The organism is Xanthomonas sacchari (genome assembly GCF_040529065.1).
GTDB lineage: Bacteria > Pseudomonadota > Gammaproteobacteria > Xanthomonadales > Xanthomonadaceae > Xanthomonas_A > Xanthomonas_A sacchari.
In genome coordinates, this window is record NZ_CP132343.1 from 1,296,336 (window position 1) to 1,311,103 (window position 14,768).

At 69.4% G+C, this 14,768-nt stretch carries 9 protein-coding genes and 1 riboswitch; of the genes, 7 read left to right on the top strand and 2 right to left on the bottom strand.

The window, feature by feature from the left end:
* Nucleotides 1-141: 141 nt before the first annotated feature.
* The 6 genes from RAB71_RS05555 (at nt 142) to RAB71_RS05580 (ending at nt 11,629) form a co-directional block, all read left to right on the top strand.
* Complete coding sequence (locus RAB71_RS05555; protein ID WP_010343384.1) at nt 142-1,998, top strand: methyl-accepting chemotaxis protein; 1,857 nt, start codon at nt 142-144, stop codon at nt 1,996-1,998.
* 216 nt (nt 1,999-2,214) lie between these two features.
* Nucleotides 2,215-2,314, top strand: a riboswitch (TPP riboswitch).
* Between the two features lie 111 nt (nt 2,315-2,425).
* Complete coding sequence (gene thiC / locus RAB71_RS05560) at nt 2,426-4,303, top strand: phosphomethylpyrimidine synthase ThiC (RefSeq protein ID WP_010343383.1); 1,878 nt, start codon at nt 2,426-2,428, stop codon at nt 4,301-4,303.
* Nucleotides 4,304-4,455: 152 nt separating this feature from the next.
* Nucleotides 4,456-5,121 carry an ion channel gene (locus RAB71_RS05565; protein ID WP_010343382.1) on the top strand — a complete coding sequence of 222 codons (666 nt, stop codon included), beginning with the start codon at nt 4,456-4,458 and terminating at the stop codon, nt 5,119-5,121.
* Between the two features lie 264 nt (nt 5,122-5,385).
* Nucleotides 5,386-7,707, top strand: coding sequence for a winged helix-turn-helix domain-containing protein (locus RAB71_RS05570; protein WP_052470985.1), 2,322 nt, complete (start codon nt 5,386-5,388; stop codon nt 7,705-7,707).
* 120 nt (nt 7,708-7,827) lie between these two features.
* Nucleotides 7,828-8,724, top strand: coding sequence for a helix-turn-helix transcriptional regulator (locus tag RAB71_RS05575; protein ID WP_010343379.1), 897 nt, complete (start codon nt 7,828-7,830; stop codon nt 8,722-8,724).
* 49 nt (nt 8,725-8,773) lie between these two features.
* Nucleotides 8,774-11,629 (top strand): TonB-dependent receptor, encoded by a 2,856-nt coding sequence (locus RAB71_RS05580; RefSeq protein ID WP_010343378.1) that lies wholly within the window; start codon nt 8,774-8,776, stop codon nt 11,627-11,629.
* Between the two features lie 607 nt (nt 11,630-12,236).
* Here RAB71_RS05580 and RAB71_RS05585 read toward each other — a convergent pair.
* Together RAB71_RS05585 and ppa are read right to left on the bottom strand one after the other, a co-directional pair.
* Entirely contained in the window at nt 12,237-13,352 is a 1,116-nt protein-coding gene (locus tag RAB71_RS05585; protein WP_010343377.1) for an HDOD domain-containing protein, read from the bottom strand.
* A 158-nt stretch (nt 13,353-13,510) separates the two neighbouring features.
* On the bottom strand, nt 13,511-14,044 hold the full coding sequence (gene ppa, locus RAB71_RS05590; RefSeq protein ID WP_010343376.1) for an inorganic diphosphatase: 534 nt from the start codon (nt 14,042-14,044) through the stop codon (nt 13,511-13,513).
* 198 nt (nt 14,045-14,242) lie between these two features.
* On the opposite strand from ppa, the gene RAB71_RS05595 reads away from it, so the two are divergent.
* Complete coding sequence (locus tag RAB71_RS05595; protein ID WP_029562143.1) at nt 14,243-14,731, top strand: hypothetical protein; 489 nt, start codon at nt 14,243-14,245, stop codon at nt 14,729-14,731.
* The last annotated feature ends 37 nt before the right edge of the window (nt 14,732-14,768 follow it).

A 14,768-nucleotide genomic window follows, 5' to 3' on the forward strand; every position in this document is an offset into this window, starting at 1 on the left:
CGCCGCGCGACCACCTCGGCGTGATGCCGCGGCGGGCGTCCTGGCCGCCGACCCATGATGGCGATCCCGTTTGCGCGTGCGGCGGCTGCAACGGCAGGTGGGCGACCCGATACCATGGCCGCAGCACCGAGGAAGACGCCGATGGCCTTGTTCTCACGCAGTCCCGATGCCGACGCCGCGCCCGTTGCCGGTTTGCCGGATGCCCCGATCGCGCTGTTGCGGCTGGAGCCCGACGGTCGCGTGAGTGCCGCCAACCGTGCCGCCCTGGACCTGCTGGGCGTCCCGGCCGAAACGCTGCTTGGCGCCGCCAGCGAGGCGGTCTGGGGCTTGCCGCTGTCCGCCCTGGTCGACAGCGAAGGCAGTTGGCAGGCGCCGGGGGGCGATCCCGCGCGTCGCGTGCGCTACCAGCGCGACCGCGATCGTGGCGGCCAGGGCTGGCTGCTGTCGCTGCCGCATCCGGAAACCGCGGCACTGTTGCGCGACGTCGCGCTGCTCGGCGAGGGCCAGCCGCAGGGGGCGACCAGCCCGGCGCTGCAGGCGCTGGCGCAGCGGATCCAGGAAGGGGCGGTGGCGCAGGCGCTGCTGGATCGGGTCGGCGAGCGGCTGACCGGCTGCGATCTGGATCTGGGGCTGCAGACGCCGCTGTCGGCGCAGGAGACCGAGGCGATGCCGGGGCGGCGCCTGTCGGCCGGCTTCGGCAACCTGGCCGAGGCGATCCGCCAGGCGGTGGCGTTGTCGCTGCAGATCGCCGCCGACGTGCCGCACGTGGTCGCCGAGAACGACGAACTGGCGCGGCAGTCCCAGACCCAGCTGGATGCGCTGCAGACCGTGCTGGGCACCACCCGGCAGTTGCTGCAGAGCCTGCAGGAGATGGACCGCGACCTGCGCGCGGTGATCGCGGTGGCGGTCAGCGCCGACGACAGCGCCCGCCAGGGCGTGGAAGCGGCGCACAGCCTCGGCCAGGCGATGCAGGAGCTGGCGCGGCGTTCGGCGCGCGCCAACCAGGTCATCGAGGTGATCGATGCGGTCGCGTTCCAGACCAATATCCTCTCGATCAACGCCAGCATCGAAGCGGTGCATGCCGGCCCGGCCGGGCGCGGGTTCGCGGTGGTCGCCACCGAGATCCGGCAACTGGCCGACCGCGCCGCCACCGCGGCGCGCGACGTGCGCAGCATCATCGGCGAGACCGGTGCGGCGCTGCAGGATAGCGCCGCCTCGGCGCAGCGCACCGAACAGGTGCTGGGCGGCATCGGCGAGTTGCTCGGCCGCGCCAGTACGGCGATGGAGGCGGTGGCCGGCCGCATCGCCACGCAGAGCGGGGAGATCGGCGGCATCGGCCGCGCCGTGGAGCACGTGGTCGGGCTCAGCCGCAGCAATCTGCAGCACGCCGCGCAGGTGCTCCAGCGCAGCGCCGATCTGGCCGCCGGCAGCGAGACCCTGCACGACTGCGTGAACCTGTTCCGGCTGCCCGCCGATCCGATGCGGCAGCCACGGCATGCGCGCGTGCGCGATCTGGCGCAGGCGGCCGCGGTCAGCATCGGCCTGGCCCTGGAGGCCGCACTGGCGCGCGGACGGATCGGCGAGGATGCGCTGTTCTCCACCGAGTACGTGCCGATCCCCGGCATCGACCCGCCCAAGTACCGCACCGCGTTCGACGCGTTGTGCGACGAACTGTTGCCGCCGCTGCAGGAGCCGTTGCTGGCCGCGCATCCATGGATCGTGTTCGCGATCTGCGCCAACGTCGACGGCTATGTGCCGACCCACAATCTGCGCTTCAGCCAGCCGCTCAGCGGCGACCGCGCGCGCGATCTGGTCGGCAATCGCACCAAGCGCATCTTCGCCGACCGGGTCGGCCGCAACGTCGGCCGCCACACCGCGCCCTATCTGCTGCAGGTGTACCGGCGCGATACCGGGCAGATCCTGTTCGACCTGTCGGTGCCGGTGCATGTGCGCGGACGCCACTGGGGCGGCCTGCGCGTGGCCTACATGCTGGAATGAGCCGTCGCCCGCGCGCCGGCAAAAAAATGCCGCCGGGGTGCCGGCGGCAATGAGAGAGAGAGCGTGGATTCTTGTGCGTTCAGCCTAGGCCGGCCGCGTGGTCGCGGTTTGTCGCCGGCGGCAATCTGTGTCGCGGCGCTGACACATGGGCGCGGCGGCTGTGCTGGCGTTCAGCCCGCGCCGGTTGGCGGCCGGCGGCGGAAACGGGTCTAATAGCCGCAGAAGCGGGGGTACCGCGGCGCAGGCCGCGGTTGAGACAGTCCCTTCGAACCTGATCCGGCTGATACCGGCGTAGGGAAGCTTCGCAAGTCCGCTGGTGGCGCGTGCGCGTCCGTGGCGGGCCCGCGCCGCCGCTTCGTCCGAGATGCGAGTCCGCTCGCACCCGTCCCGCGTTCCCCCGCGGGTCACCCAACCAGGACGAACGCCGATGAACGCCGTACCCAACCCGCTGCAGCAGCAGACCGACACCTTGTCCGCGGCGGTGACCCGCCCGATCCCCGGTTCGCGCAAGATCTTCGTGCAGGGCTCGCGCGCCGACCTGCAGGTGCCGATGCGCGAGATCGCGCTGACCCGCACGCCCACCGTGTTCGGCGGCGAGGAGAACGCCCCCATCACCGTCTACGACACCTCCGGGCCCTACACCGACCCGCAGGCGCGGATCGATCTCGGTGCCGGCCTGGCGCCGCTGCGCGCGGCCTGGATCGCCGAGCGCGGCGACAGCGTGGCGCTGGCCGGGCTCAGTTCGCAGTTCGGCCGGGCGCGCGAGGACGATGCACGCCTGCAGGCGGTGCGCTTCCCCGCACGGCGCCTGCCGCGGCGCGCCCGCGATGGCGCCAACGTCACCCAGATGCATTACGCGCGGCGCGGCATCGTCACCCCGGAAATGGAATTCGTGGCGATCCGCGAGAACCAGCGCCTGCAGGACCTGCACGATGCGCAACTGCGCGTGCAGCATCCCGGCGAGGCGTTCGGCGCCGCGATCCCGCAGCAGATCACGCCCGAGTTCGTGCGCGACGAGATCGCCCGCGGCCGCGCCATCCTGCCGTGCAACATCAACCATCCGGAAAGCGAGCCGATGATCATCGGCCGCAACTTCCTGACCAAGATCAACGCCAACATCGGCAACAGCGCGGTCAGTTCCGGCATCGCCGAGGAAGTGGAGAAACTGGTGTGGGCGATCCGCTGGGGCGGGGACACGGTGATGGACCTGTCCACCGGCAAGCACATCCACGAGACCCGCGAGTGGATCGTGCGCAATTCGCCGGTGCCGATCGGCACCGTGCCGATCTACCAGGCGCTGGAGAAAGTGGACGGCCGCGCCGAGGAACTGACCTGGGAGATCTTCCGCGACACCCTGATCGAGCAGGCCGAACAAGGCGTGGACTACTTCACCATCCATGCCGGCGTGCTGCTGCGCTACGTGCCGCTGACCGCAAAACGCGTCACCGGCATCGTCTCGCGCGGCGGCTCGATCCTGGCCAAGTGGTGCCTGGCGCATCATCGCGAGAACTTCCTCTACACCCACTTCGAGGAAATCTGCGAGATCATGAAGGCCTACGACGTGGCCTTCTCGCTGGGCGACGGGTTGCGCCCGGGCTGCATCGCCGACGCCAACGACGCCGCCCAGTTCGGCGAACTGGAGACGCTGGGCGAGTTGACCAAGGTCGCCTGGAAGCACGACGTGCAGACCATGATCGAAGGCCCCGGCCACGTGCCGATGCAGTTGATCAAGCAGAACATGGACAAGCAACTGCGCGAGTGCGGCGAGGCGCCGTTCTACACGCTCGGGCCGCTGACCACCGACATCGCCCCGGGCTACGACCACATCACCTCGGCGATCGGCGCGGCGATGATCGGCTGGTTCGGCACCGCGATGCTGTGCTACGTCACGCCGAAGGAGCATCTGGGCCTGCCCAACCGCGCCGACGTGCGCGACGGCATCATGGCCTACAAGATCGCCGCGCACGCCGCGGACCTGGCCAAGGGCCACCCGGGTGCGCAGGTGCGCGACAACGCCCTGTCCAAGGCGCGCTTCGAGTTCCGCTGGGACGATCAGTTCCATCTCGGCCTGGATCCGGAGAAGGCGCGCGAGTTCCATGACGAGACCCTGCCCAAGGACGCGCACAAGCTGGCGCACTTCTGTTCGATGTGCGGGCCGCACTTCTGCTCGATGAAGATCACCCAGGACGTGCGCGACTACGCCGCCGAACACGGGGTCGACGCGGAGGCCGCGCTGCACGCCGGCATGGCGGAAAAATCGGCGCAGTTCCTGGCGGCCGGCGCGCAGGTGTACCGCGCCGAGTGATTTGTGGCGTCGGCGCGTGCGCACACGCGTCGGTCCAACGCCACGCCTGCCGTGCGCTCGCACGGCAGGTGCGGCCGGCATCTTCGGTCGTGACGACGGCGCCATGCACACGCCCGTCTATCATGCGCGCTGGTCGCCACAGGGAATGTCCCATGCTGCGCTATGCGTTCGCGCTGCGTCGCCATCCGTCCGCGCTGCTGCTCGGCGTGCAGTTGCTGGGCGTGCTGCTGTATCCCTGGATGGAGGACACGGCCGCCGGGCGCGCGCTGTTCGGTGCGTTCGGCATCGTGGTGCTGTCGCTGGCGCTCTGGGTGGTCAACCGCGGACCCACGGCACTGTGGATCGCCTGTTGCCTGGCGCTGCCGTCGGTGGCGCTGTCGATCGCCGCGGCCCTGCTCGGCAATCCGGCGATGACCGCCTGGGCGCAGCTGCTGGAAAGCCTGCTGTACTTCTATACCGCCGGCAGCCTGATCGCCTACATGCTGCAGGACCATGTGGTCACCCGCGACGAACTGTATGCCGCCGGTGCCACCTTCACGCTGCTGGCCTGGGCCTTCGCGTTCGTCTTCGCGGTGTGCCAGCAATGGTGGCCGGGCAGCTTCACCGCGGCCGTGGACGCGTCCTCGCCACGCACCTGGATGGAACTGCTGTACTTGAGCTTCAGCGTGCTTTCCGGCGTGGGCCTGAGCGACGTGGTGCCGGTGCAGCCGTTCGCGCGGGCGCTGGTGATGCTCGAACAGTTCGCAGGGGTGATGTACATCGCCCTGGTGGTATCGCGGCTGATTGGGCTCAGCGTCACACGCCACATGAAAGCGTGAACGTGGCGTAAAAAAAGCGCGCCCAGGGGCGCGCAGTCATGGAGCGATTATGTGAATTTCGTCGGCGGAGAGAGAGCCTGAATGCGTCGTCGCGGTTGGCGGCGGCGATGACTAGAGTAGAATCCGGTGACATGTCGCGCTTGGCGACATCCGCTGCCTCGTTTTGCCGAGTTTGCTCGTTGGCTCCCGCCGCGGGGCCACGCGTGGCCGCGTTGCCGCCGCATCTGCGGCATTTCCGTCACGGCGTTTTCCTTGTTGTCCAACATGTCGTTTCCATCGTCCGCCATACCGACGCTTCCGCAACGGATGCAGGTCGGCGATTGCCTGGTGCTGCTGTCGTTGCGCGAAGTGCACGCACCGCGCGCGCGCCGGCCGCAGCGGCTCACGCCGAAGGCGATGGGCGTGTTGCGGGTGCTGCTGGCGCAACCGGGACAGGTGGTGGAACGCGAAGCGCTGTTGGCGCAGGTCTGGCCGGACACGCAGCCGACCAACGACGTGGTGACCCAGGCCATCACCCAGCTGCGCAAGGCCTTCGCCGCCGGCGTGCGTGGCGAGTCGCCGGTGTACATCGAGACCCTGGCCAAGAGCGGCTACCGCCTGGTGGCGCCGGTGCAGGCCTTGCCCGATGTCGAGGCCGAGGCCGGCGCGGTTTCGGCTGCGTCGCCGGACACGGACCACGCCGAGGACACGGCGGCCCCCGTCGCCCCGGACATCGCCATCGCCCCTGCGGCGCGGCGGCGTCCGCCGTCATGGCTGGCCGCCGCCGCGGGCGCGGCGTCGATGCTGGTCCTGGCCCTGGCCTTCTGGTGGTGGTTTGCGCGCCCCGCGGCCGAGCCTGCCGACAGCGCCGAGCAGGAGCGCGTGCTGGGCAGCCCCAGCCGGCCATATCGGCTGATCACGGCCCTGTCCGGATTCAAGCTGGAGCCGGCGCTGTCACCGGATGGTGCGCAAGTGGCGTATGCCGCACGCAGCAACGGCAGCGACGGCACGCAGTTGCTCATCCAGCCGACCAGCGGCGCCACCGGCAGCACCCCCCCGCGCTCGCTCGGGGTGCCGGCCCGCGGCGCGTCCGACCGCCTGCCCACCTGGTCGCCCGATGGCACGCAGATCGCCTTCGCCCGGTTGGGTGCGGACCGGCAGTGCCGGGTCATGCTGGTCCAGGCCGACGGCCGTGCGCCCGCCCGCGAGGTCGCGCGCTGCGACGACAGCGAATTGCTCAGCTTCGACTGGACGCCGGACGGCCGCGGCCTGATCTTCGGCAGCCTGGGCGGCCGCCAGGCCGCGCGCGGCATCCGCGTGCTGGACCTGGGCAGCGGGCGCTGGACGGCGCTGGACTACCCGGTGGGCGCCGGCGATTTCGATTACGCGCCGCGCTACTCGCCGGACGGCAAATGGATCGCCTTCGTGCGCAATCCGCAGATGGGCGGGCTGTGGCGGGTGCCGGCCGCCGGCGGTATCGCCGAGCCGCTGACCCATGAGTTCGCCGAGATCCGCGGCTGGGACTGGGCGCGCGACGGGGAGGGCATCGTGTTCGGGCGCCGGGTCGATGGCGAGACCCGGCTTTATCGGCTGGACACCCAGACCCAGCGCCTGCGCGACCTGGGCCTGAGCGATGCGCAGGCGCCGCGATTGGCCCGCGATGGCGGCAGCCTGGCGTTCGTGCACCGGCGTCCGCAATTCGCCGTGTACCGCATCCCGGCGCGGGCGACGGACGTGCCGCGCGAACGCCAGCGGCTGTTCGCCTCCACCGGCCGCGACGGGCAGCCGAGCATCGCGCCCGACGGGCGCCAACTCGCCTTCACCTCCGATCGCGACGGCAGCTACGCGCTGTGGTGGGGCGACGTGACCCAGCCGGCCTCGTTGCGGCTGATCGAGGGCGTGCGGCCAGAGACCCGGCAGCCGTTGGCGTGGTCGGCCGACAGCCAGGCGCTGCTGGTCAGCGGCCGCGACGCGCAGGGGCACTCGGCGATCTACGAGGTCCGGCCGCAGTCCGGCAGCGTGGCGGCCCTGCCGGTGCCGGCCGGCGAGCCGCTGCAGGCGTTGTACACCGCCGAGCCCGGGCAATTGCTGGTGCTGCTGGGCGAGAACGGCCGCACCCGCCTGCAGCTGTACGACCGGCGTGCGGTGCCCTGGCGGCCCCTGGCCACCCTGCCGGACGTGTCGCAGATCCGCATCGATCCGGCCAACGGGCAGATCCTGTTCACCCGGCTCGCGCGCAGCGGCCTGTGGCGCGCCGATGCCAGCCTGGACCTGGCCAGCGTGCGGGCCGTGGACGACGGCCTGCCCTCGCTGTGGCGCTACCGCAGCTGGGCGGTGGGCGCCGACGGGGCCGTGCATTACCTGTTCCAGACCAGCGAATGCGCCAGCCGCATGGCGCGCATCGATGGTGGCCGCGATGCCAGCGTGTGTCTGGACCGCGATCACTTCAGTGCGATCAACGGTTTCAGCATCGACCCGCGCAGCGGCGACGCCTATGTGGCCCTGGCGGTCGAGGATGGCAGCGAGATCGGCTTCATCCGCATGCGCGAGCAGCCCGAGTGGTTCTCGACGATCTCGCACAACTGGCTGATCCGAAAGGAAAAATAGGTTTCGTAAGTTGTTCGTAAGGGCATCGTGGCGATTTCGGACAACTATCGCCAAGACGTCCTGACCTGCCGCCACATTCGGCAAAGACTGCGCGCCGGTTTACGTCAAACGGGTGCTCGGATGCGGCAATCTTTCCTGGTCGATCATGGACAACAACTGGTGCTGGACGCCGACGACGCGCCGGCCGGGCCGGCCTGCCTGGGCGCGGCGCGCCTGGCCAGCGTGCAGGCGTCGGCGAATGCCTTCACGGTCTGGCTGCAACTGCGCGGCAGCGCCTGGATCGAGGCCAAGGAGGGGCGCTTCGCCCTGCGCCGTGGTCAGTGGCTGGCCTTCGAGCGCGACTCGCGGCCGCTGCTGCAGACCGACCGCGACGGCCTGAGCATCGGCCTGAGCCTGGACGGCGAGGCGCTCAAGGCCCTTGGGCGGATGGCCGACGAGACCTTGTATGCAGGGCGCGGCGAATTGTCGCTGCGCGAGACGCGCACCGCTTTGCGGCTGTGGCGGCAGGCGGCGGCGCGGCCCGGCGATGCCTTGGCGATGCGGCCGGTGCTGCTGCACCTGGCTTCCATGCAGGGCGAGTTGTCGCGCCGCGTGCAGCGCTGCCCGGGACGCTCGCGGATGCGCAAGCGCCAGGTGTTCGGGCGCATGCAGCGCGCGCGGCTGTACCTGGACGGCCATCGCGACCGCGTGGTGCGGATCAGCGAGCTGGCGGAACTGACCAACTTCTCCGGCTGGTACCTGTCCAAGACGTTCCAGACCCTGTACGAGGAAAGCCCGCAGGCGCTGTCGGCGCGCCTGCGCCTGGAGCGTGCGGCGGACCTGCTGCGCGACACCACGATGATGATCGGCGAGGTGGCCGCCGCCAGCGGATTCGACAACTGCTGCAGCTTCGCGCGGGCGTTCCGTGCGCGTTTCGGGGTCTCGGCCTCGCAATATCGCCACGGCAATCCCGTGCCGCCAGAATCGGCAAAGTCTGCGAGCGGCAGCGGCAAAGCAGCCGCGCTCACCGGAACGTAACGTGCCGAGGGCGTCTTAACACGCCCCTAACGTTACCCTGGAGAGATTGATGAACCTTCGCACTCCCGCAGTGCGGCTGGGCTTGCTGCCCGCCAGCATCGCGATCGCGTTGACGCCGGCGATTGCCGGCGCGCAAGAAGCCGCCGCCTCGTCCACCACCACGCTGGACCGGATCGAAATCACCGGTTCGCGCATCCGCAGCGCCGACGTCGAAACCCAGCAGCCGATCCTGACCCTGGACCGCCAGGCGCTGGAGCGCCAGGGCTACACCTCGGTCGCCGACGTGCTGCAGAACCTGACCTCGGCCGGCTCCCCGGCCATCTCGCGCGCCGACGCGCTGGCGTCCGGCGAAAACGTCGGCGGCTACTACGTCGACCTGCGCAACCTCGGTGCCGAGCGCACCCTGGTGCTGCTGAACGGCAAGCGCCTGGGCGCCACCACCTCCGGCCTGCAGGACCTGAGCCAGGTGCCGATGGCGGCCATCGAGCGCATCGAAGTGCTGAAGGACGGCGCCTCGTCGATCTACGGTTCCGACGCCATCGCCGGCGTGGTCAACATCATCACCCGCAAGCGCTTCGACGGCGCCGAGGTTTCCGCCGAGTTCGGCCAGTTCGGCGAAGGCGACGGCAAGACCTCGCAGTACTCCTTCACCATCGGCACCCAGGGCGAGCGCGGTGGCGTGGCGCTGACCGCCGAGTACTCCAAGCAGGATCCGGTGTTCGCCAAGAACCGTTGGTTCAGCCGCGACGGCAGCCGTGGCCCGAACTCCACCCCGAGCAGCTGGAGCCCGATCAGCCAGAACGGCAGCTGGTGCAACCCGCTGACCGTGGATTGCTCGGATCCGGACGTGGCGGTGTGGCAGACCCTGAACCAGGGCGGCAACCCGAACAACCCGGCCGACTACCATCCGCTGACGGCCGCCGAGCGCGCCAACTCCAACCAGCAGATGATGGTGCAGACCGGCGTCGAGCGTAAGTCGGTGTTCGCCAACGCCAACTACGACCTGACCGACTCCATCGTCTTCAACGCCGACGTGCTCTACAACGAGCGCACCACCGATCAGCAGATCGCCGGCTATCCGTACCAGTCCGCCGCGTTCGGCACCCCGCTGGCCGCCGACAGTGCGTTCAACCCGATCGGCCAGGACATCGACTTCCGCCGCCGCCTGTGGGAAGTGCCGCGCACCACCGAGAGCAAGCTGAAGACCACGCGCTTCGCGCCGACCATCAGCGGCTCCTTCGAGTTCGCCGACAAGACCTGGGACTGGGACGTCGGTGCGCTGTGGAACCGCAACGAGAGCACCAAGACCGGTCACGGCGACATGAGCCTGATCGCCGCGCGCCAGGCGCTGGGTTCGTCCTTCATCAACGCCAACGGCGTCGCCCAGTGCGGCACCGCCGCCGCGCCGGTGTCGCTGAGCGCCTGCCGTCCGTGGAACCCGCTGCTGCCGTACGGCGTGGCCGGCCCGGGCTCGCTGGCCGATCCGGACACCCAGGCCTTCCTGTTCCCGTACTTCACCGACACCGGCCTGACCAAGACCACCAGCTACACCGCCAACCTGAGCGGCACCCTGGCGACGCTGCCGGCGGGCGACCTCGGCGTTGCGGTCGGCTACGAGCACCGCAAGGAAGAAGGCCGCTTCTCGCCGGACGCCTTCGCGCAGTCGGGTGAGAGCACCGGCCTGGGCGCCAAGACCACCTCCGGCAACTACGATCTGGACGAGTTCTACCTCGAGTTGAACGTGCCGATCCTGGCCGACATGGCGTTCGCCAAGCAGCTGACCCTGAACCTGGCCAGCCGCTACTCGGACTACAGCAACTTCGGCGACACGGTGAACTCCAAGTTCGGCTTCACCTGGAAGCCAATCGACGAGCTGCTGGTCCGCGGCACCTACGCCGAGGGCTTCCGCGCGCCGACGATCAGCGATCTGTACGGCGGCCTGAGCAGCAGCTTCGAGTCGTACGTCGATCCGTGCGGCGTGGGCGCGCCGAACAGCGTCAACGGCAACGCGGCGTGTTCCGCGGCCGGCGTGCCGGTCGGCTACACCCAGCTGGGCCAGGGCTACGTGCCGTGCACCACCTATCCGTGCCAGACCCCGGACGAGTTCATCAGCGGCTCCAACCCGAACCTGAAGCCGGAAACCTCCACCAGCAAGACCGCCGGTCTGGTGTGGAGCCCGCGCTGGGTGCAGGGCCTGGACATCTCGCTGGATTGGTACCGCTACGAGATCAAGGACATGATCATCGCCGATAGCGTGGACCGCATCCTGCGCGACTGCTACGTGCTGGGCAATGCCGAGCGCTGCGCCGGCGTGACCCGCGCCGCCGACGGCCACATCTCGGCGATGACCTACGGCGTGGCCAACCTCGGCCAGATGGAGACCGAAGGCTACGATCTGGGCATCCGCTACCGTCTGCCGGAAATGGCGTTCGGCAAGATCATGATCGACTGGCAGACCAGCTACGTCAGCAAGTACGACGAAGCCGGCCAGAACGCCGCGGGCGACAACATCACCATCGGCCGCGTGGGCGAGCCGGGCATCTTCCGCGTGCGCTCCAACCTGGGCGTGAACTGGACGATGGGCGACTTCGGTGTGAACTACACCCTGCGCTACTACTCCGGCATGAAGGAAAGCTGCATCTCGCTGGCCACGGACTACTGCGATGCGCCGGACCACTTCGCCAACGGCGAATCCGATCCGCTGCGTCACACCGGTGCCAACACCTTCCACGACCTGCAGGTCAACTGGAAGGCGCCGTGGGATGCGACGATCGCCATCGGTGCGAACAACGTGTTCGACCACCGCGGTCCGCTGATGTACTCGGCCCCGGACAGCAGCTTCGCCTACTACGGCGGCTTTGACATCGGGCGCTACGTGTACATGAAGTACACCCAGCGCTTCTGATCGAGCTGTTCGCGTAACACGAAGACGGGCCGCAAGGCCCGTCTTTTTTGTGCCTGCGCGGCGCGTGTGACGTGGCGTGCCGGGCGGCGGGCAGGCGGTTGGCGAGCTGGGGCGTGGGACATGGCCGGCGCTTCCTTGCATCCGTCGCTATTGCTCCGGCGACCGGTGGCGATGCGACGCAAGGTGACTGGCGCCGTGCGCCGGCGATCGAGCGTCAGGGCCAGTCCAGGAACGCGCTGTGGCCGAATGCAATTGCCTTGCCGTAGGAGCGGCTTCAGCCGCGACCGGCTGCGCCGGGATGTCTGTCGCGGCTGAAGCCGCTCCTACGACAGCGCGCTTCGCGTCGTCGTGGGGAATGCCCTGACGCGGTTACTCTTGTGGCCACTATGCGCTCGCAGGGAACGGCTCTCGCCGCGATGCGGGATGGCGCAGTCGTCGCATCGCTGCAGGGGCGCGCGCGGACCGTCGTGTGGATCGAGCGACTGGCTGGCCGCGATGTCGGCGCGAGAGGCGCCGAAAGAGGTGTGCCAACGGCAGCTAAGACGCCAGCGAAGTGCAAGCGCCATTCGGCGCACGCGGCAGCAAGCCGCGCGCGCCACGGTCGGGCTCAGGCCGAGGTCAGCCCCATCAGGTTTTCGGCGTGTTCGCGCCAGGTCGGCAGCTTGCTCAGCATGCCGGTCTTGGACAGGTACTCCTCGTCCACCTCCGAGCCGCTGGCCAGGGCCATCGCCACGTGTACCGCGCCGGTGACCCAGAAGCTGCGGGTGCTGGAGCGCTGCGGCTGGCGATGGAAGGCCACCGCCTCGATGATCGGCATCGGCAGGCCCCACAGGCCGAGCAGGTAGGCACCGGCCTCGGCGTGGCCCGGGCGGGCGTCGTCGGCATCGACGGGCGGCTCGCGCTCGTCGCGCACGCCCGGCAGCAACAGGCCGATGTCGGCCAGCAGCGCCGCGGTCGAGCCCAGTTCGACGCTGGACGCCGGCAGCATCTTCGCGGCCAGCTTGGACGCCAGCAGCGAGCGCTGCTGCAGCGCGTTGCGCTCGGCGTTGGACAGCGCCTGCACCGAGAACACTTCGCTGGCCAGGACCAGGTCGCGCAGGGTGGCGGTGCCCAGCCGGGTCACGGCGGTGCGCAGGTCGGAAATGGTGCGGCCGTTGGAGAAGAACGCCGAGTTGCACAGCTGCAGCACCTTGGCCGCGATCGCCGGGTCGGCCGAGACCAGCTTGGCCAGGTCGGCGGCGTTGCTGCCTTCGTCCTGCTCCAGCGCGTGCATCAGGCTCAGGTACAGATGCGGGGGCGAGGGCAGCTTCTCGATGCGGCCGATGCTGGAGCGCAGGCGCGGGTTACCCAGCAGTTCCTGCAGTTCTTCCAGACTGGTGACCGCCTCCAGCAGCATCTCCGGCGACAGCGGCAGCGGCAGGAACCGGTGCGCCACGCCGATGATCCGCGCCGGCGGCGCGCGATTGCTCTGTTCGGCCTCGATCAGCGCGATGCGGATGGTTTCCGGACTCAGTGTGCGGATCTGGCCGAGCAGGGTGGCAGTGGTCAGGTCCGGCAGCGTCGGCGCGGCGATCACCGCATCCAGGCGCACCGTGGCTGCCGCGGCGATCGCGGCATTGCCGTCGGCGACGCTCTGGACCTGCCAGTCGTCGCCCAGATCGCGAATGTATTCAGTGACTTCGGACGGAAGGCTGGCTTCGTCGCCGACGAACAGGATGCGCAAGAGACTGTCCCCCAAGAAGAGCCGGATCGCGGACGGACCGGGCTCGCTGATGCCATGACGCAATGTACCGCAAACCCCGGAGCGCGGCGCCCCGGCAACGGCAAGACGTGAAACGGATCAGCCGTGGCGGGGCAGGCGCCCCGCCTCGGCCGCGCGGCTCAGGCGCCGGCTTCGTAACGGGTCACGGACTCGCGCAGGATGCGCTTGGCCTCTTCGGCATTGCCCCAGCCGTCGAGCTTGACCCACTTGCCCTTCTCCAGATCCTTGTAGTGCTCGAAGAAGTGGCCGATGCGCTCCATCCAGTGGCCGGACACCTGGGTGATGTCCTCGATGTGCGCGTAGCCCTGGAACACCTTGGCCACCGGCACCGCCAGGATCTTCTCGTCGCTGCCGGCCTCGTCGCTCATCTTCAGCACGCCGACCGGGCGGCAGCGCACCACGCAGCCGGGCACCAGCGGCAGCGGCAGCACCACCAGCACGTCGGCCGGGTCGCCGTCGCCGCACAGGGTATTGGGCACGTAGCCGTAGTTGCAGGGGTAGCGCATCGGGGTGGAGAGGATGCGGTCGACGAAGATCGCGCCGCTGGCCTTGTCCACTTCGTACTTGACCGGCTCGGAATCCTTGGGGATTTCGATGACGACGTTGATTTCTTCCGGCAGGTTCTTGCCGGAGGTGACCAGTTCCAGACCCATGCGCTAGCTCCAGTGGAGTGGCTTCTAAAGAGGCAGGCATTCTAGTCGGTTGGCTGTTGCAATGCAGCGCACAGCGGTTCGGAGGATTCCTACAGCGGTTTCGGACTCCATACCGGCCCGCATGGGGCGCATTCCGATGGTGCGGGTCCTCGGGGGCGGCGACCCTGTGGCCACTGTCCCCCATCAAGGAGCAAGACGATGAACGGAATCCGGCGATCGATGTGGCCGCTGCTGGCGGTGCTGCTCCTGGCCTGCGGCGCTGCGCAGGCGCAGCAGGCCGCGCCGAGGTATGTGGATGCGATGGACTATCCGGCGCCCGGCGAAGGCTGGGAGGCGTTCGCCGACCTGGAGCGACGGCTGGCATACGACTTCGACCAGCTGTGCGGCGACACCTTCTGCGAAGGCGACTACAGCGACTACCGGCCGCTGCGCTATCGCTGCTCGGTGCGCCAGCGCGACGGGGTGATCGGCGAGTGCCTGTGGAGCTTCGCTGCCAGCGAGGCCAGCGTCGACCCGGACACCGGCCAGGTGGTGGTCGATGCGCGGCTGTGGCACTGCCGCACGCCGCTGCAGCCGCAGACCCGAGTGCACGCGCTGTACGCGGCGCTGTCGGGCGAGCGACCGCTGTTCGCGCCGCTGCCGCACAGCGAGCGCAGCATCAACGACGGCCTGATCGACTGCCTGTAGCCACGACGCGCATGCGCAGCGGGCGTCGGCATGTCGC